Genomic DNA, 20,610 nt, shown 5'->3' on the forward strand with positions numbered 1-20,610 from the left:
CCCGCTCAGCCCGGCGCGGGCGCGGGCTGCCCGTCGGCCCGCCTGCCCGTCCCGTCCTCGTCCGGCACGGGCCCGCCCGCGCCCCGCGGGGCCAACGCGGCGTCGGGGTAGCGTTTGCGGTACTCGGCCAGGAAGGCGGCCAGCGTCTCCGCGCTCGTGGCCCGCTGCGCGATCTCGCGAAAGCCCGGGTCGCGGATCGCGTCGGCACGGGTGAGCAGGGCGAAGGTGCGGGCATCCGCGCTCTCGGCCATGGCGCCAGAGAACTTGGCCTTCAGCCGCTCCAGCCCGATCGGCTCGGCTGCGAGGTCGTAGGCGATCGCCGCCCGGACCACGTCGGCGCGGCCCGCCTCGTCGAGCCCCCTGCCCGCGCGCCAAGCGTCGCCGGGCAGCGCCTCGTGCGCCTCGCCGGCCTCGCGCCAGCGCCGGGCCGTCCACAGGATGTCGGCGCGCAGCCGTGCGGCGTCGGCGCCGGTCTCGCCCTCGATCGCCTCCAGCGCGAGGTCGGTCCGCGACAGGTCGGACAGCGCGCGGGCGCGCAGCAGCGCGCGGGCGCGGCGCAGCTCCGCGGGGAGTTCGGGCAGGTGGGTCGCCTCGATCGCCTCGAGCGCCATCAGCGGCTTGCCGTCCATCAGGCGGATCGCGGCGAGCTGCGTCGCCACGCTCGAACGGCCGGCCCCGGTCAGGCGCTGATCGACCTGGTATTGCAGGAGGTCGGCAGCCGAATCGAGCAGGTCGAGGGCGACCAGCCGTTCGGCCAGCCGCCGGACCACGGCGTCGCCGCGCCGGCCGATCGGGGCGAAGTCCTTAAAGTCGAAATACAGCGCCACCGCCTCGATGCCGCTCACGCCGTCGCCGCGGCTCGACAGGAATAGGTCGTCGAACAGCGTCTGCGCCTCGCCGTGCAGCAGCCGCGTCTCGGCCGAGTCCGGCGCCCGCGCGTCGGCGGCCCGGACCGTGGCGAAGGCGTCGCGGTAGCGTCCGGCCGCCATGTAGAGGCGGGCGAGGCCGGCGGTGATCGCGTTCTCGGTCTCGCCCCCGTGCCAGGTGATGGCGAGCCGTTCGAGGCGCTCCATCGCCTCGGCGGGCTTGATCGTTCCGGCACCGAGCGCGAGCAGCGTGCCGCGGAGCGCCGCCGCCACGGCCACCGGGCGCTCGCCCGACTCCGCGAGGTGGTCGTAGGCCTCGCGCGCGACCTTCGTGCGGTCCATCCCCTCGTCGATGCGGGCCCGGACCAGCGCCAGCCGGTCCCGGTCGAGGGGCGCCAGGTCCACGGCGACGACGGAGGCGGTTCGGCGCGCCGCGGCGTCGAAATCGCCGGTCTCGACCGCCGCTTCGGCGGCGAGCGTCCGGATCGTCGCCTGAAGCGCGCCCGGATAGCGATCGACCACCGGAAGCGTCTGCCGGAACCCGGTCTCGGCCTCGCGCCAGCGCCCGGCCTGGGCGGCGGCGACGGCGCGCCACAGGACGGCCTCCGGATCGCGCAGGAACGGCGGCGCGCTCAGGGCGCGGCCCGCCTCCGCGCTGCGGCCCATGCCCGCGAGCGCGGCGGCGCGCAGGATCGCGGTGTCGCGGGCGCCGGCGAGCAGTGGATCGTCGGCCGAGGCCACGTCGAGGGCGGACAGCGCCTCGCCGGCGAGCCCGTTGGCCAGCAGCGTGCGCGCCAGGGTCAGCCGCAACGGGCCGCGCGCGCCGGCGGGCGCGGCGACCGAGGCCGCGAACTGCGCGCGGATGGTCTCGCGCACGTCGCCGAGCCGTGCCTGTTCCCAGGGCTCGCGCAGGATCGCCAAGCCCGACACCGCGGCAAGCGGCACGTCGGCCGGGCGCGTCACCGACGCCGCGAGGCCGCCCTCGCGGCCGATCGCGACGCCGTCGAGGTCGGGCCGGACCGTGAGGTCGTCGGCCTCGGCGAGCACCGCGAGGCCGAGACGGCTTGGGAGCAGTTCGAAGTCGACGAAGCGTTGGCGCTTGGCGATCCCGGCGGCCTTCCAGGCCCGCGCGGTCACCACGGCGATGCGCTCCCCGTCGAGGTCGAGCCACGCGGCGCTGCCCGGCTGCGGCAGGCCGACCGCGACGCGGATACGCCCGGACGCGTCCGGCAGGCGGTTCACGGCGACGGCGTCGCTCGGGGTCGGGCTCTCGCCGTCGGTGAGTTCCCAGGCGCCGGCGCTCGCGCCCGCCCGCACCGGCACGAGGTCGACCAGCCCGCCCGGCGGCACCGCGAAGCGCAGCACCGTCAGGCCGCCGGCGCGCATCGGCTCGCCCACCGCGCGCAGGCCGCCCCGGCGCGGGGCCGGGGCCGCCACCGGCTCGGCGGTCTCGAACACCAGGGTCGCGATCCCGCCGCGCTCGAACAGGGCGGCCGGGGGCCGCCTGTCGAACGGGAACACCAGCCCGGAGCCGGCCGGCCGGTGCGGCGGCTCGACGGCGGCCGGCCGGCCCGGTTCCGTGGGTTCGGCGGCCGCGGCCGGCCGCGCGACGGACGCCGGAGCGGCGGTCTCCGGCCTCGGTGCGCCCTTCGTCGGCGTATCGTTCCTGGCCGCCGCGTCGGTCTTCGCCGCCGCGGCGTTGTCGGCGGCGACGTCCTTCCTGGACGCGATGTCGAAGATCACCGTGTCGTCGTCGCGGTCGGTTGCCACCGCGAACCCGTCCGCCGCCGCGACCGTGAGCGCCGCCGACGCCGCGTCCGTCGTGGCCGCGATCCGCGCCCTGTCCGCGGGCAGGCGGCCGCGGGTCTCGGAGACGTCGAAACCGAACGCGCCCGTGACCCGCAGCCGTGCCGCGCCGCCCTCGGTGGTGACCGCGCCCTGCGCGCCCTCGGGCAGGCGCACCGAGATCCGGGTGAGCGTCGGCAGGCTCGCGACCTCGACGGCGAGCATTCGGCGCACGGGTGCGGGGCTGCGCGCCTTCAGGGCGGCCTCGGCGAGGCGGGCGCGGCGGGCGAGGTCGGCCACCACCTCCGGCGGCAGGGGCGGCGGCAGGCCGGACCAGCCCTCGGGGAGGAGGTCGACGAAGACCGTCTCGCCGGCCTCCTGCACGTTGACGCGGACCGGCCTCTGCAGGGCGAGCCGCAGGCCGGTGCCGTCGGGATCGCGCCGGACCGCGACGAGGTAGCCCGGCATCTCGGCGGCGAGCCGCTCGGGGCCCGCCTCGGCCTTCTCGCCGTAGCCGAGCACCAGCACGCTGCCCGCGACGCGCGCCTTGACCGAGACGGGGCCGTCGAAGGTGAGGGCGATCCGGCCGTAGCCCTGCGCCTCCGCGCCGGCGACGGCGATCAGGCGCGCGGCCTCCGCCGGCAGGCCGAGCCCGAGGAGCAGGCCGAGCCCGAGGAGGGTGCCGAGCGCGACGCCCGCACGGCGGGGCATGCGCCGGTCCCGTGGTCCCGTCTCAAGCCTCGCGCCCATCGATCACGCCGCACCCGGGGGCGGCGGGCACCCCGACGAGGGGCGCAACGCTCCGACGCCGCTGAGGCCGCACCGTGCCGGATCGCGGCTAACGCGCGCTTAATCGCCGCTCGGCCGACCGGGCCGGCGCCGGACGACGAGGTCGGCGGCCCCGTTCGGCCCCTGTTGTCCCTGCTCAAGCGCCGGCCCGAAGCTCCGGCCTCGATGGCCGCTGCCAGGGACCGCCTCTCCGGGCCGGCCTGGGCCGCGTCCGCCGACGGATCGCGATCGACATCGTCAGGCAGTCCGAGCAGACCGGAACGCCCGTGGCCGAAGGCGTCCCCCAGCCCTCCGGGGGGGGCGGGCGACTGTAAACGTGTTGTTCACCTCCTCGGCCGAGACTGAAGACCGACTGCGAATTGAAATTCCGATTTGAGGCAGCAGGCTACGATCGGAGACGTCGTATGTATCCTCTACCCTTCAACGAAGCCGAGCGCCTCGGCGTGCTGCGCGACCTGCGCATCCTCGGGACCGCACCCAACGCATATCTTGACGCTATATGCCGCACGGCAGCGGCCCTGTTCGGCACACCGATGGCGCTGGTGTCCCTCGTTGAGGAAGATCAACAGTGGTTCAAAGCCAAGTGTGGCCTGGAGGTGGATGGGACCGCGCGCGAAGTTGCGTTCTGCACCTACGCGATCCTCTCCGCGGCGGTGCTGGTGGTCGAGGATGCGACGAAGGACGAGCGATTCGCGCAGAATCCGCTCGTTACGGGCGCGCCGCACATCCGCTTCTACGCCGGCGCTCCGCTCGTTCTCAGCCCGGACATTCACGTCGGCACGCTCTGCATCATCGACACCGTTCCGCGTTCGCTCAGCAACGCGCAGCAATGTCAACTCAAGGATTTGGCGGAACTCGTGGTCGCGCAGTTGCGCCTCCACAGGGTGGAAGGTCAGCTCCGGCAAAGCGAGGCACAGTTCCGGCTCCTTGCCGAGAACACGAGCGACATGATCGTGTGGTGCGATCTCGATAGCACCCGCCGGTACGTTTCGCCGGCCGCGAAGGCCCTTCTCGGCTACGCGCCCGAGGAACTCGTCGGCACGCGCCCCCGCGACTTCGTCCACCCCGACGACATCGAGGAGCACGACCGCATCCTGAGCGACCTCGGCGAAGGCCGCGTCGAGCAGGCGGTCGGCCGGCAACGCTACAGGCGCAAGGACGGCTCGTGGGTCTGGGTCGAGGTAACCTTCAGCCGCACACGGACTGCGGAGGGCGGGCATGACCACGGCTACGTCGCCTCGGTGCGCGACATCACCGAGCGCAAGGAGGCGGAGCACAGGATCGAGCACTTGGCTCGCCATGATGCCCTGACGGATCTACCCAATCGGACCTTGCTGAGCGAACGGCTGGTTCAGGCGATCGCGCTGGCCAAACGGCAAGGCGCGTCCTTTGCCGTGTTCTGCCTGGATCTCGACGGGTTCAAGACCGTGAACGATACCTTCGGCCATCAGACCGGGGATGCGCTGCTGCGCATGGTCGCCGCCCGACTCAAGGAGGTCGTTCGGGCCGAGGACACCGTGGCCCGTATCGGCGGTGACGAGTTTGTCATCATCCAGACGGGAGCCGGCCAGCCGGAGACCGGGAGCGTTCTGGCAAAACGTCTGATCCAAGCTATGGAGCCGCCGTTCGCTATCGATGGCGGTCTGATGAGCGTGCGCCTGAGCATCGGTATCGCCCTCGTTCCGCAGCACGGTGTCGATTCCGACACCATCTACAGGAGTGCTGATCTGGCGCTGTATCGCGCCAAGGCTGAAGGACGAAACACGTTCCGTTTTGCCAGCCCTGAGTACTCTTCCAGAGACGGATCGTTGAAATCGTTGCGTTTTCGATCCGGTTGAAGCGTCGTCCCGTGCGGCGAGCGGACCCCGTGCGGTAGGCCGGCGCTCAACCCGGATCAGAACGCTTCGCAGGCTCGACGCCCCCCACCCGAGCCGGCCTGCCTCAACCGCCGAACGCGATCGCCCGGTCCCAGACTGGGGCGAAGCCGCCGAGCGGCACGCTGATCGGCTGCGGCTCGTCGGTCCCGGGCTTCTGGCCGATGACCACGAGGGTCTTGGCGGTCCGCATCGCGTCGGTGGCCAGCGTCGGGAAGCTGATCGGCACGAGGCAGCCCTCGCCGCTGCACGAGACGTAGGGCGCGCCCTTGCCGAGCACCACGTCGTCGAGCTTGAACGTGACGCCCGGATCGATCGCGAGGCCGAACGGCATCAGGATCAGCCCTTCCGAACGCCCGTCCTTCGGGGACCTCAGCTCGATCGCGAACTGGCGCTTGCCGGTCTTGTTGTCCCCTTGCGACTGCATCAGCATGCACGAGGTCGCGGCTTCCGAGCGGGCGCAGGTCAGGGTCCAGTCGCCGTAGCTCTCGCTGATCGAGAGCGCGCCGGCCGGCCAGATCGCCGCGGGCTTGGCCGTCGCGGCCGGCGCGGGCGCAGGCGTCGCCTTCGGCGCGGGCTTCTGCGCGGGCGCGCGCGGCTTCGGCCTGGGCTTCGGAGCGGCCTCGGCGTTGCCGGCCGGCGCCTCTTCCTGTGCGGCGCAGGGCGTGATCGCGGGGGCCAGCACCACGAGCACGGCGGCGAGGATCGCGGGACGGCGGGACGCGCGGATCGGCGACATGCGGGAACGGCCCCCTCGGCCGACGTGGCAGAGGGAGCCGCCTACCGCTCAAGCCTGAACGACGCAATCCCGGGCGGCGCAATCGCCGGTCGGCGGAAACACGGGATCGCGCGGCCGGGCGTGACCTGTCGGTCGGTCGCAGGGCAGGCGCTCGTGAGCCCGCTCCGCGGTTGACCGTCGCGGCACGAGGCGGCACTAGGGCCGCATCCGGGACGAGGCGGGATTCTTCGAGGTTTCGCATCGGCTTCCGCCGCGTGCGAGCCCGGCCCGTCGCCCCTTCGTCACATCGGCCGCCTAACCCGGGCTCCCTGCGCGCCGCCCCATCCGAAGGATCGACCGCCCCATGACCGATACCCCGACCCCATGGCCGATCCACGGCCGCATCAGCGGGCCCATCGTGATGATCGGGTTCGGCTCGATCGGCCGCGGCACGCTTCCCCTGATCGAGCGGCATTTCGCCTACGACCGCACCCGCTTCACCGTGATCGACCCCGACGACGCGCACCGCCCGCTCGCCGACGGGCACGGCCTGCGCTTCGAGAAGGTGGCCCTCACGCGCGAGAACGTTCGCGACGTGCTGACGCCGCTGCTCACCGAGGGCGGCGGACAGGGCTTCTGCGTCAACCTCTCGGTCGACACCTCCTCCCGCGCCATCATGGAACTGTGCCGCGAACTCGGCGCGCTCTACATCGACACCGTCGCCGAGCCGTGGCCGGGCTTCTACTTCGACAGGACGAAGAGCCAGGGCGACCGCACCAACTACGCGCTACGCCAGGACATCCTCGCCGCCCGCGCCCAGAACCCCGGCGGCACCACGGCGGTGTCGTGCTGCGGCGCCAATCCCGGCATGGTCTCGTGGTTCGTGAAGCGGGCGCTCCTCGACATCGCGGAGGCCACCGGCTCGACGACCCCGGAGCCGACGTCGCGCGCGGACTGGGCCGCGCTGATGCGCGAGGTCGGCGTCAAGGGCATCCACGTCGCCGAGCGCGACACCCAGCGCGCCAAGCAGCCCAAGCCTGCAGGCGTGTTCGTCAACACGTGGTCGGTCGAGGGCTTCGTGTCCGAGGGCAACCAGCCGGCCGAGCTCGGCTGGGGCACGCACGAGACGTGGAAGCCCGACAACGCCCGCGAGCAGGAGACCGGTTCGGCGTGCGCGATCTACCTGCTCCAGCCGGGCGCCGACACCCGCGTGCGTTCCTGGACCCCGACCGCGCAGGCGCAGTTCGGCTTCCTCGTGACCCACAACGAGGCGATCTCGATCGCGGACTACTACACGGTGCGCGAGGGCGACCGGGCCGCCTACCGCCCGACCTGCCACTACGCCTACCATCCCGCCAACGACGCGGTGCTCTCGCTGCACGAGATGCTCGGCAATGCCGGAACGGTGCAGGCGCGCCACCACATCCTCGGCGAGGACGAGATCGCCGACGGCATCGACGAACTTGGCGTGCTCCTCTACGGCCACGCGAAGAACGCGTACTGGTACGGCTCGCAGCTCTCCATCGAGGAGACGCGCCGCCTCGCGCCCTACCAGAACGCCACCGGTCTCCAGGTGACGAGCGCGGTGCTCGCCGGCATGGTCTGGGCGCTGGAGAACCCGGAGGCCGGCATCGTCGAGGCCGACGAGATGGACTTCCGACGCTGCCTGGAGGTCCAGATGCCGTATCTCGGCCCGGTCGTCGGCGTCTACACCGACTGGACGCCGCTCACTGGCCGCCCGGGCCTGTTCCCGGAGGACATCGACCCGAGCGACCCCTGGCAGTTCCGCAACGTGCTCGTGCACGGCTGAGGCCATCCGCCCGCCCGTTGCGGACACCCGCCGGGATGCTACCATCGCGGCCTCGACGAAGGAGGTCGTGATGGCGGTAGCTGCCAAGCGCGACGATCGCATGAGCGTCGCGGGATACCAGACCTGGGTCGAAGCCAAGCCCGAGGAGGAGCGTTGGGAACTCCTCGACGGCCGGCCGGTGCTGATGTCGCCCACGAGCGGCCGGCACCAGCGCATCGTCATGAACCTCGGGAAGCGCCTGGACGACCTCGCGGAGCGCAAGGGCTGCAGCGCGCTCCCCGGCCTCGCCGTGCTCAGCGCGGCCATGGACGATTTCGCACCGATCCCGGACATCGTCGTCCAGTGCGGCCCGCTTCCCCTCGACGGCTACACCCGCGACCCGTTGCTGGTGGCCGAGGTGCTCTCGCCCTCGACGATGAGCATCGACCGCGGGCGTAAGGCCGATTTCTTCAAGTCGGTCGCGTCCCTGCAAAGCTTCCTCATCGTCTACCAGGACGAGATGCGGGTGGAGGCCTGGCGCCGCGAGACCGGCTGGAGCAAGGAGGTCCTTGCGCGCGACGCCACGATCGACCTGCCCGAACTCGGGGGAACGCTCGCCGTTTCGGATGTCTACGCCCGCGTCGTATTCTGAATGGCTTCCGGCCCAGATCTGTCCTGAAACCAAGTCCGTCCCGCAACCAGGTTGCCGCCTTGCCCCAGTCCGAAGACGCCTACGCCGACACCCTGCGCGGCGCGCTCGGCGTCACCGATGCCGAATCGGTGATGGACCTGCGCGGCGCCGACCGCGCGACCGCCGAGACCTCGCTCAGGGAGATGCTGGAGCGCAGCCGCTTCGCCAAGGGCAGGACCGTGGCGATCCGCCTCGATCCGCCCCCGGAGGGCGGCGGCGAGACCCTGTTCCAGCCCGCCGGCCGCCTGCTGCTCGACGCCAGGCGCCGCGGGCTGATCGAGCGCCTCCAGACGCTGCCGGCGCAGGACGGGCTCGGCTTCTACGTGGCGCTCGCCGGCAAGCCGCAGCGCGCGCCGGCGTAGGCCAATGGGCGCCGTCGGACCCGCGTGCCGGCCGGGTCCGAGGCGGAGCCGACCGCCCCGGCCCCGGTTTGTCCGGCCCGATCGCTCGGGGAACCATCCGGTGCCTGCCCCGATTGAGGCGCTGATCGAGAGGGCGGCGCTGACCCGATCGCGGCGCGCCGAGGAAAGGACGAACGCATGCGGACGAAGACGATAGTGGCGGGCCTGATGCTGACGGCAGGTCTCGGGCTGGCCGCGCCGGCCTCCGCGCAGGGCGTCCAGATCGGACCGGGCGGCGTGCGCGTCGATCCGGGCTATCGCGACCGCGGCCGGCGCGACGACGTGGATCTGAGCCGCGGCGACGCCGTCCGCATCGCCCGCCGCCAGGGTCTCGTCGACGTCGACAACGTCGACCGCCGCGGTCCGCGCATCCTCGTCCGTGGCTCGGACCGGCGCGGCGACGACATCACCGTCGTGGTCGACAGCCGGTCCGGCGACGTGATCGACGTCCGCCGCTGATCGCGGCGATCGTATCGCGCGCTCCGTCCCGGCCCGAGAGGACCGGGACGTTTTGCGGCCAGTGGCTGTTCAACCGGCTGCTCGGGCCAAATCCGCGAGACCGCTCCGCGTCGCGGCGGCGGGGCGCCACCCGAGCGCGGTCAGGCCGTCGCTCCGCGCGACCAAGCTCTCGGCGAGGCGCGAAACCATCGCGTCCCGGCCGGTCAGCCGGCAGGCGAGGCCGATCAGCGCCGCGGGGATCGGGACGAGGCCGGGCCTCCGGCCGAGGCCCGCGCGCAGGGCCGTCACCATCTCGGGCACGGTCAGCGCGTCCGGATCGGCGACGATCAGCGGGCGATCGAGCCGCCCTTCCGCCCGCAGCACCGCGTCGACGGCGTCCGAGACGCTCTCCGTCGAGACCAGCGAGCGCCGCCCGGCAAGCGATCCGAACGGCAGCGGACAGGGCGTGCGGGCGAGCCGCACGAGCGCGGCCATGTTGCCCTTCACGCCCGCCCCGTAGACCAGCACCGGCCGCAGGGCGACCCAGTCGAGGCCGACCTCGGCCATCGCACGTTCCGCGTCGAGCTTGGAGCGGCCATAGGCGTCGGTCGGGACTGCCGTATCGGTCTCGGCGACGATTCCGGCGGCGCTCGCCCCGGTCTGCGCGCGGATCGAGGACAGGAACACGAAGCGCCGCACCCGCGCCTTCGCCGCAGCCTCCGCGAGCCGTCGCGTCGCCTCGGTGTTGAGGGTGCGGTAATCGTCCTCCGGTGCGCCGGACATGGCGTGGGCGAGGCCGGCCGAATGCACGATCGCGTCGATGCCGGCGAGCGCGGCCGCCATGTTCATCGGCCGCGTCAGGTCGCCCACGACCGCACCGGAGGCGCCGTCCGGCATCGCATCCACGGGCCGCCGCAGCAGCAGGCGGACGCGGTACCCGCGCGCCGTGAGGCTGCGCAGGATGTGGCGGCCGATGAAGCCCGTCGCCCCGGTCAGCGCCACGCATTGGCCCACGTCGATCCCGCCCCTCTCCGCGAAAGCCGGCGAGACCGCGGCCCGCCGGCACGGGCGCGAGCGTGACGGTGGGCGACGGTCGATGCAAGCGTCGCGGCCGCCCAGGGCAATCGGGTGAACCCGATTGCCCTGTGTTCTTTGCTTGAGCCTCACGCGCCGGCGGCCGCATCCGCGGCCTTGGCTGTCGCTCCGCTCGACGCTTTGCAGGACGTATGTGGCGATATTATACTTGCCAAACCCACTGACTGTGGTATGGTAGCGGCATCAAAGGGTTGCCGCCATGTCTCGCTCCGTTTTGAACGCCGCGCACTTCGCCACCGAAGAAGCAGCCTATGGTTGGGTTGAGAGCCGCCTGTGGCCCGAGGGCGCTGTGTGCCCGCACTGCGGCGGCTTCGAGCGCATCTCCAAGATGCAGGGCAAGGCGACCCGCATTGGTCTCTACAAGTGCTATCAGTGCCGGAAGCAGTTCCGCGTCACTGTCGGCACCATCTTCGAAGCAAGCCACGTCCCGCTGAACCTCTGGCTCCAGGCCATGTACCTCATGGCTTCGAGCAAGAAGGGCATCAGCAGCAACCAGCTTCACCGGACCCTTGGCGTCACCCTTAAGACCGCATGGTTCATGTCCCATCGCATCCGGGAGGCCATGACTGACGGCACCATGGGCCCGCTTGGCGGCGAGGGCGCTACCGTTGAGGCGGATGAAACCTATTACGGCAAAACCGAGAAAGAGCGCCCCCGCAGGAAGTATGCGACTCCTTTCACTCGCGGGGGCAAATCCGGCCCGTCCAACAAGCGTGCGGTCGTTGCCCTTGTGGAGCGCGGTGGTAGCGTCCGGTCCTTCCATCCTGAGCGGGCTGACAAGGCTACCGTAACCGCGATTGTGAAGGGCAACGTGTCGGCTGAGAGCCGCCTCATGACCGATGAGAGCAAGCTGTATGGCGATGTCACCGGTCATTTTGTCGACCATCAGACCGTCAAGCATTCGGCCGGCGAGTATGTCCGTGGCGAGGCTTACACCAACACCATCGAAGGCGTATTCTCCGTCTTCAAGCGCGGCATGAAGGGTATCTATCAGCACTGCGCTGAGAAGCACCTGCACCGTTACCTCGCCGAGTTCGACTTCCGGTATAACAACCGAGTGAAGCTCGGCGTGAACGACCTTGACCGTGCCGACAACCTCCTTCGCAGCGTCACCGGCAAGCGCCTCACCTATCGAACGGTTGGTGGCCGGGTATAAACATCGAGGGCCGAGGGCGAAGCGATAGCGGTTCGCCCTCGGCCCCTTACATGTGGCATCCTCACCGATAGGAGGACCCATGCCCGCAAAGACCGCTACCGCGCCAAAGTCCGACGAAGCCACGCCCGACAGAGCCCAACTCGACCGCTTCAAGCAGACCGCCCGCGAACTCGTCTGCGATGAGACAGGCGAAGCGTTTGAGCGGGCTTTCGCCAAAACGGTGCCTCCTAAGCGGAAGCCTCGGCCGCCGCAAACTTAATACCTTGAAGAATAGATTTGGCCGAATTACAATAGGGGTGTGTTACCTGCGCATTGCTCGCATCAGTAGCCCCACCATTCCGAGCCTCTGTTTTGTGGTCAAACTGCATTGAGTTGACATGAACAAATCCACCACATACTGCGCATTTCAACGCTGTTGGCAGCGCCGCGTCTAAGAAAGCCGCTGATTTTGTTGCGCGGTTAAAGCGCCGCCTTGGATTGGAATCTTCTTGGTCTATGGCTAGCGGTTGAGTAGATAGAAGAAAACTAAACTCGTCACTGTTTACCAGGGCTTGCAACACCCCCATCTCATCTTTTTCTAATGAAAGTTCTTCTATCAATTTATCAAAGTACCGAAATAGGCGGGGGTGGCTTTTATCTTTTCCGCCAGTTTTTTTAACTATTGACGTAACGAAATCCTTGTGAGTAATGATAAATTGCTCAAATCTTCCTCTAACTCTAGTAAACTCAACCAGTTTTTCTCTTTTAACTAACTGCCTTGCAAAATCTGCAATAGCAATAAAGATTGCAGGCTGGAATTCTCCCCCCCTCGTATAAAAATATACAATCGGGTGCAAACCCAAGGATCGCATATCGACGCCTGTGATCAGCCCCACAGATCTCTGGACGCTTCGTAAGTACTCTAGTGTAGCACTACCGTCAATGTCCGGCTCTAATGCAGAGTGCTTTCCTTTTGGTGGGTCTGGAACGTTATTGGACCAATTAACAAGCTCGTAAACAAAAGGCAGAGCACTGTAACCCTTACCGGCGATTGGGACATCTAAAGTTTTGATCGGAGCAGAAAGCGGCGGGGCATAAAGATACTCGTGGATAGTTCTAGCTTTTTCTTCGATCTCAATGCGAGTCGCCTCTGGGAAAGCTGCCCAATACTTATGTCCGGTAGCGCCGCGGACAATCGCGCGAGAGGCTATTGCATTAGCCCTATCTCGCGATCGCAAAATTTGCTGTTCGGTCGCATCAATGGGAGTCGCCGCTTGATTGATAGTAAAGAATGATTCTTCCGCGGCGCTTTGCTCCACCTGAGGAACCCATTGAGCAACAAGCGCATTTGCGGCGAGCCTACCGACAATTTCCAGAACCTCCGGGGATGCGGTGCGCGGGTTATGACGCGCTCCTGAGAACAGCGCGTATGGCCCAACAGCCGCATTGACTAAATCTCGTGTCTTTGCAGCTATTCGTGCCTGCTCTTCGGGAATACGCGACCCAAAGTGCTCCTGAGACAATCGTCCGACACCGTAGTCATCTTTAATCCATGCCAATAAAGCACTTAAACGATGCGCACCATCAATTACGAATATGTTTGCACCTCTTCTCCATAGAATTAAAGCAGGTATTAAGTCGCCTTTAACAAACGCTTTGATTAAGTTAGCTACTTTATCGGGCGTCCAATGAGCGGTTTCTCTCTGAAAATCCGGCTTCCTAAGCATTGCGCTAAAAAAACCAGTATCAAGATCCGTAATCGAAATCTTTTCGGAGTTTTGAGCCCTGATGTCGCCAGAGGGGCTTGCCATATCCTCCCGCGGTATCATGGCATCAAGATTGACGACGTTGGTAGCCATGCCTTCGGCGCCCCAAGCAAACTCACTGATTCGGGCCTGCATCATATCACCTCAGGTTTGCAGGACATGCGGCGCTATCGCCTCGCTGGGTTTGCGAAGTACAATATCGCCACGTATGTCCTGCAAAGCCCGCTCCGTGGGGCGCTCTTCGCGCCCGGAAGGATGACAATCGGGTTTCACCCGATTGCCCTGCGCGGCCGCCGGTGCGCCGGGGTCGCGACGCGGACGCTCAGTAGACCCGCGCGCCGGTCTCGGCCGCGCCCCGCCTGGGTCTGTCGAGCGACCGTTCGACCACCTTGGCGAGCCCGATCATGATCGTGTCGATGACGTAGTCCTTCGGCGTGTAGACCGCCGAGACGCCCATGTTCCTCAGCACCAGCTCGTCGTCGGGCGAGATGATGCCGCCGACGACGACCGGGATGTGGTCGAGGCCGGCCTCGCGCATCCGGGCCTTCACGTCGCGCACCAGCGGCACGTGGCTGCCGGACAGGATCGACAGGCCGACGACGTGGGCGCCGGTCTCGCGCGCCCTGGCGACGATCTCGGCGGGCGTCTGGCGGATGCCGTCGTAGGTGACGTCGAAGCCGACGTCGCGGGCGCGCAGCGCGATCTGCTCGGCGCCGTTCGAGTGCCCGTCGAGGCCGGGCTTGCCGACGACGAGCCTCGGGGTCTCGCCGAGCCGCGCGCCGAGGTCGGCGATCAGGAGCTTGGCCTCCTCCGCGGCGCCGGACGAGACGGTCTGGAGCGTCACGCCGGTGGGCGCGCGGTACTCGCCGAACACCGCGCGCAGGCGGCTCCCCCACTCGCCGGTGGTGACGCCGGCCTTCGCGGCACGGATCGAGACCGGCATGATGTTGGCGCCCGAGCGCGCGGCGGCCTCAAGGTCGTCGAGCGCCGCGCCGACGGCGGCGTCGTCGCGCTGCGATCGCCACGCGCGGATACGGGCCACGGCCTCCATCTCGACGGTCTCGGAGACGGTGAAGACCGCGCCCTCGCCGGCCGTCAACGGCGACGGCTCGCCCTGCTGCCACTTGTTGACGCCGACGACGATCTGGTCGCCGGCCTCGATCGCCGAGATGCGCCGGGCGTTCGATTCGACCAGCGCCTGCTTCAGCGCCCCGGTCTCGACCGCGGCGACCGCGCCGCCGATCCCGCCGATGCGCTCCAGCTCGGCTCGGGTCTCGGCCTTCAGGGCCTCGACCTTCGCCTCGATCACCTTCGAGCCGTCGAAGATGTCGTCGTATTCGAGCAGATCGGTCTCGAAGGCCAGGATCTGCTGCATCCGCATCGACCATTGCTGGTCCCAGGGCCGCGGCAGGCCGAGCGCCTCGTTCCAGGCCGGCAACTGCACCGCGCGCGCCCGTGCCCGCTTGGACAGCGTCACGGCGAGCATCTCGATCAGGATGCGGTGGACGTTGTTCTCGGGTTGCTGCTCCGTCAGTCCGAGCGAGTTCACTTGGACGCCATACCGAAAGATCCGCTTCTTCGGGTCGTCGATGCCGTATCGCTCCTGCGCGATCTCGTCCCAGAGTTCGGCGAACGCGCGCATCTTGCAGATCTCGGTGACGAAGCGCAGCCCGGCGTTCACGAAGAACGAGATCCGCCCGAACACGTCCGCGAAGCTCTCGGGCTCGAAATCGGGATCGTCGCGCACCGTGTCGAGCACCGCGATGGCGATGGCCAGCGCGTAGGACAGCTCCTGCACCGGCGTCGCGCCGGCCTCCTGCAGGTGGTAGGAGCAGACGTTCATCGGGTTCCACTTCGGCACGTGCCGGGTCGTGAACAGGATCACGTCCTTGGTCAGCCGGAGCGACGGCGCCGGCGGGAACACGTAGGTGCCCCGCGACAGGTATTCCTTGATGATGTCGTTCTGCGTCGTGCCCTGCAGCCCCGAGAACGGCGCGCCCTGCTCCTCGGCGACCGCCAAGTAGAGCGACAGCAGCCACGGCGCGGTGGCGTTGATCGTCATCGAGGTGTTCATCTGGACGAGCGGGATGTCGGCAAACAGCGTCCGCATGTCGCCCAAGTGCGCCACCGAGACCCCGACCTTGCCGACCTCGCCGCGGGCGAGCTCGTGGTCGGGGTCGTAGCCGGTCTGCGTCGGCAGGTCGAAGGCCACCGACAGGCCGGTCTGGCCCTTGGCGAGGTTGCCGCGGTAGAGCGCATTCGATTCCGCCGCATCCGAATGGCCCGCATAGGTGCGGATGATCCACGGCTTGTCACGCTTGACTTCGGCGACGCCTGCCCGACCGCTCATCCCGCCCAACTCCGTCATCGCCTGCATGCGTCGGGCGCACCGTAGCGAAGCGGCAGCGCAACGTCATCAGGTCAACGGTCCGGACGATATCGGCGTCCGGGACGACGAAGACATCACCGCGGACGGGCACAGGAATATTCTTGAGGCCGCCTGAACGTGTATTTTGAATACGCTGGGCATCCACTTCGGCCGGTGCCGTCTTTACCTGTCCCTGTGCCCTCGTATCGGCCTTTCGGCCCACTTGGAGGCTCTCGGCTTCGTCGCTATAGCCCTAACCCGAACCGCGGCTTTTCCAGAACCGCGCGCACGACACGGAAACGGATCAGGAGAGAGACGATGGCGGCCAGCGCGGCTTTGCAACCGGCCGAAGCCGGGACGGGCGAGGTCAAGGACCTCTACGAGATCGGCGAGGTCCCGCCGCTCGGCCATGTGCCGGCCAGGATGTACGCCTGGGCGATCCGGCGCGAGCGCCACGGGCCGCCGGAGGACGCGATGCAGCTCGAAGTGGTGCCGACCTGGGCGATCGGCGACGACGAGGTGCTGGTCTACGTCATGGCGGCCGGCGTGAACTACAACGGCGTCTGGGCGGGCTTGGGCGAGCCGATCTCGCCGTTCGACGTGCACAAGGCGGCGCTGCATGTGGCCGGGTCGGATGCCTCCGGCATCGTCTGGGCCACCGGCGCCAAGGTGAAACGCTGGAAGGTCGGCGACGAGGTCATCGTCCACTGCAACCAGGACGACGGCGACGACGAGGAGTGCAACGGCGGCGACCCGATGTTCTCGTCCTCGCAGCGCATCTGGGGCTACGAGACGCCGGACGGCTCGTTCGCGCAGTTCTGCCGGGTGCAGTCGCGCCAGCTCATGGAGCGCCCCAAGCACCTCACCTGGGAGGAGGCCGCCTGCTACACGCTGACGCTCGCCACCGCCTACCGCATGCTGTTCGGCCACCCGCCACACACCGTGCGGCCGGGCCAGAACGTGCTGATCTGGGGCGCGTCCGGGGGCCTCGGCGTGTTCGGCGTCCAGCTCTGCGCCGCGTCAGGCGCCAACGCCATCGCCGTGATCTCGGACGAATCCAAGCGCGACTACGTGATGAGCCTAGGCGCCAAGGGCGTCATCAACCGCAAGGAGTTCGACTGCTGGGGCCAGCTCCCGAAAGTGAACTCCCCTGAATTCAATGCGTGGACCAAAGAAGCGAGAAAATTCGGCAAGGCGATCTGGGACATCACCGGCAAGGGCAACGACGTCGACATCGTGTTCGAGCATCCGGGCGAGGCGACCTTCCCGGTCTCGGCGCTGGTGGTGAAGCGCGGCGGGATGGTGGTGTTCTGCGCCGGCACCACCGGCTTCAACATCACCTTCGACGCCCGCTACGTCTGGATGCGGCAGAAGCGCATCCAGGGCTCGCACTTCGCCCACCTGAAGCAGGCCTCGGCCGCCAACCGCTTCGTGCTCGACCGCCGCGTCGACCCGTGCATGAGCGAGGTGTTCCCTTGGGCCAAGATCCCGCAGGCGCACACCAAGATGTGGAAGAACCAGCACCCGCCCGGCAACATGGCCTGCCTGGTCAACGCCCCGCGGGCGGGCTTGCGCACGGTGGACGACGTGATCGAGGCGAGCGGGTTCTCGCGCTGAGCGTTTGCGGGGAAGGGCGGCCTTCGGCTGACGCGAAGGTCGGGAGCCACCTTCTCCCAAAGGGGCGACCGACGCGCCCTGCCCTCCCCCGCAGAGGGGGAGGGAAGACCCGCGCATCATCCCCGGACGCCGCGAGATGTGGGAATCCGGTAGCCCGCAGGAGGGAGAGGCGCCGGCCTGGCGGCCCGCGGATCGCGGCTATCGCCCCTTCGTCTCCGTCGTCGGCAGGTGGCGCCCGTAGCTCTCCTGCTTGGTCGCCTTCTCCGTGATCAGGTCGGCGTAGGCCTGCCGCATCTCGGGCGACACCGAGACCTTGCGGGCCTTCTCCGTCTTGCGCTTGGGCGCCTTCTTGAAGGTGTTGCTCTCGCTCATGCCGGTCCTCCTTGCGTGATCGTCGGGATGGGCGTGCCGGGTGAGACTCGCACACGGCAAGCGGATAAAAAAGAAGGCGGGGCGGCTCATCGCCGTCCCGCCTCTCGTCGCCTATCGTCCGAGGAAGATAGCGGACAGTCGCTGGAGCAGGCCCCGCGGTGCGGGCGGAGGCACGCTCTGCCCAGGACTGTCCCCGATCTAAGCGTTCGCCGCGAAGGGATGGGTCGCGGACTTGCGCTGCTCGGTGACGGTGGCGGCGTTCGGCTCGCCGGCGACGGCGCGCTGGATCGACAGCTTGGTGGCCTCGTAGTTGTACTTCTGAATCTTGGCGTCGTCGGCTGCTTCCCAGTGGATGAACACGCCGACCAGGATGAACAGGTCGTCGGCCTCGGCGGCCGGGATGATGCCCTCGGCGACGGCATCCTGCACGGCCATGGCGACGCCGTGCTGGGCGGGGCCGAACATCTGGACGGCCTGACGGGCGTCGTTGATGGTGACCTTGTTGAACATCAGCGTGTTGGGCTTGCACGGCAGGTTCGGCGCGATGACCGCGAGCAGGCTGGTGAAGCCGTGCTTGTTGTTCACGAGGCCGTTGCAGAAGGCCGTCTCGGCGGGCGAGCCGCGCGGCCCGATGATCAGGTCGATGTGGGCGACCTCGTTGCCGTCGCCGACGAGGGCTTCGCCGACCTGAACCTTGGTGATCTTTGCCATTCGGGTTCTCTCCCTGGATTCCAAGCTGGAGACCGCGGCCTTCAAGCGTGGGCGCGGCCGGAAGCCATCCTTGTTGTCGGCGCCCGGCCTGTGAGCCGAGCCGGTTTGCCCGGATAGCGGCGCGGACCCTACAGCGGGGTACAGGTTGTCACAACCCTGCCCAAGGTCCTGAAATCGATAAATTAAAACCGCCGCGGGAGCTTGGCGGCGGGAACCTTTCACGTGCCGGCACCGGCCGTTCCGAGCCGCGCGCCGGCGCCCGCGAGCGCGTCGCAGAACAGCGTCGCGACGGTGAAGTCGGCGCTGGTACCGGGGTTGATGCCCGCGGCCTTGAGCGCCCGGTCGAGGGCGAGCAGCCGCGCCACCGGCCGGGTCCGCAGGTCCAGCCCCGCAAGCGACGCGGCGGCCTGCGCCCGCACGGCTTCGGCACGGTTCGCCCCGTGCTTGCGGGCGACGTGGCTGTCGGGGAAGGCGGTGAGGTAGGCCAGATGCACGGCGGTCGTGCACCAGACCGGATCGAGCCCGTCCCGGCGGGCGGAATCCAGCGCCGGCAGGCCAACCGCGAACAGGTCGGCGAAGCCGTCCCCGTAGGCGCGGGCGATGCGGTCGCGCGGGGCGGCCTCGGCCATCGCCGCGAGCAGCGCGTCGGGTGCCGCCGCCGCCACGTCGTGCCGCCCGGCCCGGCCGAGGCCGCCGGGGCCGGCGAGCCGGATCGCCGCGAAGACCCCCGCCGAATCCGCGGGGTCGAGCGCGGCGAGGACGCTCGCGAGATCGCTGCCGCGCTCGGCGGCGCAGGCCAGGGGCGCGCAGAGCAGGAGGATGCCGAGATTGGTGTTCTGGCCGACCGCCGCCCGCGTCGCTGCGACCGCGTCGCGGACCCGCGCGCCGATCCCGGCGCCGCCCTGCGTCAGGGCCGGAGCCGAGGCTGCGGCGCTGGCGACGAAATCGGCGACCGTCATGCGGTGGCCGGCGGCATGGGCGTGGACGTTGCCGGGCTTCAGCGCGTCGAGTTCGGCGAGGCACGCGGCCTGGTAGAGCGTCGCGATCTCGGGAGGCGCGAGCCCCATCACGCCACCACGCGGCGCGGGCGGTGGGCGGCGCGGACGGCGGCGAGGAAGCCGCGGGCGACCGCGGCGGCGATGTCGGCCTCGCAGACCGTCTGCAGGCCGGACCATGCCGGCATCGCGTTCACCTCCAGCACCAGGAAGCCGCCCGCACCGTCCGCGACGAGATCGATCCCGGTGTAGTCGACCCCGACCGCGGCGGCGGCGGCCTCGGCGAGCTCTGCCGCGCGCGGCGGCATCGCCCACGGCAGCGGCCGGCCGCCGCGATGGACGTTGGTGATCCAGCCGTCGCCCTCGCGGATCATGCCGGCGATGGCGCGGCCCTCGCACACGAAGACGCGATAATCGCGCCACAGCCCGTCGCTGCGGGCGACGTAGCGTTGCAGGTAGTAGACGCGGGAGACCGCGTCCTCGGGCGGAAGCTCGTCGGGCCGTGCGATCAGTTGCAGCCCCTCGCCCTGCGAGCCGAACAGCGGCTTCAGCACCAGCGGCCGGCCGGGGCCGGCCTCGCGGGCGACGATCTCCGCCGCGGCCGCGCGGTGCGAGACCACGAAGGTGTCGGGCGTCGGCAGGCCGGCGCGGGCGATCAGCAGGCTGGTCGCCGCCTTGTCGACCGCGCGCTCGATCGCGACGGGACCGTTCCAGACCGTGACGCCCGCCGCCGCCAGGGCGTGCAGCACGCCGAGGCGCATCGTGGTGGCCTCGAAGGTGCCGCCGGCGATCGTCCGCAGCAGCACCCCGTCGGGGAGCGCCGGGAACCCCGGCACCCGCAGCGGCTCGCCGCCGCCGGTGACGACCGCCACGTCGGCGAGCGAGAACAGCACCGGCTCGGCCCCTTGCGCGCGCAACGCCGCCAGCAGCCGGGCCTTGTGCCAGTCGCCGTTGTCGGCCGCGAGCCCGATGCGCATCTTTCGTGACTCTCAGTTGGCGCCCAGCCCTCCCCAGCAGAGGGGGGAGGGCTTCGCGTGCGCTACGCGAACGACGCCTCGACGAGGTCCGGCATCAGCCGGCCGCCGCGGAAGGTCGTGCCGGTCTTGACCGAGGTCACGATCGCTTCCGCCGGCGAGAACAGCGCGCCGTCGATCTTGTAGAAGTCGCCGTTCACCCGCGCGAAGATCTCGGCGAAGGGGG

Annotated in this window: 17 protein-coding genes; 7 read left to right on the plus strand and 10 right to left on the minus strand. The window is 69.2% G+C overall.

Annotation, left to right across the window (positions count from 1 at the left end):
- Positions 1-5: 5 nt before the first annotated feature.
- A complete protein-coding gene (locus ACFE86_RS07200) occupies positions 6-3,362 on the minus strand; it encodes a hypothetical protein (RefSeq protein WP_375454644.1) in 3,357 nt (1,118 codons plus the stop codon).
- A gap of 482 nt (positions 3,363-3,844) precedes the next feature.
- Here ACFE86_RS07200 and ACFE86_RS07205 point away from each other — a divergent pair, with 482 nt between their 5' ends.
- Positions 3,845-5,278: a diguanylate cyclase domain-containing protein gene (locus tag ACFE86_RS07205; RefSeq protein WP_375454645.1), complete on the plus strand. Its 1,434-nt coding sequence runs from the start codon at positions 3,845-3,847 to the stop codon at positions 5,276-5,278.
- A 103-nt stretch (positions 5,279-5,381) separates the two neighbouring features.
- Here ACFE86_RS07205 and ACFE86_RS07210 read toward each other — a convergent pair whose 3' ends face one another.
- On the minus strand, positions 5,382-6,053 hold the full coding sequence (locus ACFE86_RS07210; RefSeq protein WP_375454646.1) for an invasion associated locus B family protein: 672 nt from the start codon (positions 6,051-6,053) through the stop codon (positions 5,382-5,384).
- Positions 6,054-6,396: 343 nt separating this feature from the next.
- Between ACFE86_RS07210 and ACFE86_RS07215 the strand changes: the two genes are divergently transcribed.
- From ACFE86_RS07215 to ACFE86_RS07230, 4 genes are all read left to right on the plus strand, one after another.
- On the plus strand, positions 6,397-7,842 hold the full coding sequence (locus ACFE86_RS07215; protein WP_375454647.1) for a homospermidine synthase: 1,446 nt from the start codon (positions 6,397-6,399) through the stop codon (positions 7,840-7,842).
- 70 nt (positions 7,843-7,912) lie between these two features.
- The gene (locus tag ACFE86_RS07220) at positions 7,913-8,473 is read left to right on the plus strand and encodes a Uma2 family endonuclease (protein ID WP_375454648.1); all 561 of its coding nucleotides are present in this window, start codon (positions 7,913-7,915) and stop codon (positions 8,471-8,473) included.
- Positions 8,474-8,532: 59 nt separating this feature from the next.
- A complete protein-coding gene (locus tag ACFE86_RS07225; protein ID WP_375454649.1) occupies positions 8,533-8,874 on the plus strand; it encodes a hypothetical protein in 342 nt (113 codons plus the stop codon).
- A gap of 177 nt (positions 8,875-9,051) precedes the next feature.
- Positions 9,052-9,372 (plus strand): PepSY domain-containing protein, encoded by a 321-nt coding sequence (locus ACFE86_RS07230; protein ID WP_375454650.1) that lies wholly within the window; start codon positions 9,052-9,054, stop codon positions 9,370-9,372.
- Between the two features lie 69 nt (positions 9,373-9,441).
- Here ACFE86_RS07230 and ACFE86_RS07235 read toward each other — a convergent pair whose 3' ends face one another.
- Complete coding sequence (locus tag ACFE86_RS07235) at positions 9,442-10,371, minus strand: NAD-dependent epimerase/dehydratase family protein (protein ID WP_375454661.1); 930 nt, start codon at positions 10,369-10,371, stop codon at positions 9,442-9,444.
- A 274-nt stretch (positions 10,372-10,645) separates the two neighbouring features.
- Here ACFE86_RS07235 and ACFE86_RS07240 point away from each other — a divergent pair, with 274 nt between their 5' ends.
- Complete coding sequence (locus tag ACFE86_RS07240; protein ID WP_375454651.1) at positions 10,646-11,602, plus strand: IS1595 family transposase; 957 nt, start codon at positions 10,646-10,648, stop codon at positions 11,600-11,602.
- Positions 11,603-11,829: 227 nt separating this feature from the next.
- On the opposite strand, the gene ACFE86_RS07245 is transcribed toward ACFE86_RS07240, so the two are convergent.
- On the minus strand, positions 11,830-13,482 hold the full coding sequence (locus ACFE86_RS07245) for an HNH endonuclease family protein (protein ID WP_375454652.1): 1,653 nt from the start codon (positions 13,480-13,482) through the stop codon (positions 11,830-11,832).
- A 187-nt stretch (positions 13,483-13,669) separates the two neighbouring features.
- The gene (locus ACFE86_RS07250; RefSeq protein WP_375454653.1) at positions 13,670-15,697 is read right to left on the minus strand and encodes a protein meaA; all 2,028 of its coding nucleotides are present in this window, start codon (positions 15,695-15,697) and stop codon (positions 13,670-13,672) included.
- Positions 15,698-16,033: 336 nt separating this feature from the next.
- On the opposite strand from ACFE86_RS07250, the gene ccrA reads away from it, so the two are divergent.
- Positions 16,034-17,332 carry a crotonyl-CoA carboxylase/reductase gene (gene ccrA, locus ACFE86_RS07255; protein WP_375454654.1) on the plus strand — a complete coding sequence of 433 codons (1,299 nt, stop codon included), beginning with the start codon at positions 16,034-16,036 and terminating at the stop codon, positions 17,330-17,332.
- Between the two features lie 198 nt (positions 17,333-17,530).
- Here ccrA and ACFE86_RS07260 read toward each other — a convergent pair whose 3' ends face one another.
- The 5 genes from ACFE86_RS07260 to ACFE86_RS07280 all read right to left on the minus strand — a co-directional run.
- Positions 17,531-17,704 (minus strand): hypothetical protein, encoded by a 174-nt coding sequence (locus tag ACFE86_RS07260; RefSeq protein WP_375454655.1) that lies wholly within the window; start codon positions 17,702-17,704, stop codon positions 17,531-17,533.
- 198 nt (positions 17,705-17,902) lie between these two features.
- Positions 17,903-18,415, minus strand: coding sequence for a 5,6,7,8-tetrahydromethanopterin hydro-lyase (gene fae, locus ACFE86_RS07265; protein ID WP_375454656.1), 513 nt, complete (start codon positions 18,413-18,415; stop codon positions 17,903-17,905).
- A 218-nt stretch (positions 18,416-18,633) separates the two neighbouring features.
- A complete protein-coding gene (locus ACFE86_RS07270) occupies positions 18,634-19,482 on the minus strand; it encodes a triphosphoribosyl-dephospho-CoA synthase (protein ID WP_375454657.1) in 849 nt (282 codons plus the stop codon).
- Positions 19,482-20,387, minus strand: a complete 906-nt coding sequence (locus ACFE86_RS07275) for a RimK family alpha-L-glutamate ligase (RefSeq protein WP_375454658.1) — start codon at positions 20,385-20,387, stop codon at positions 19,482-19,484. The genes ACFE86_RS07270 and ACFE86_RS07275 overlap by 1 nt, the downstream gene beginning before the upstream one ends.
- Before the next feature lie 62 nt (positions 20,388-20,449).
- On the minus strand, positions 20,450-20,610 hold a 161-nt coding region (locus ACFE86_RS07280; protein WP_375454662.1), incomplete at its 5' end, for a methenyltetrahydromethanopterin cyclohydrolase.

The sequence above is a fragment of the uncultured Methylobacterium sp. genome (genome assembly GCF_964244095.1).
GTDB lineage: Bacteria > Pseudomonadota > Alphaproteobacteria > Rhizobiales > Beijerinckiaceae > Methylobacterium.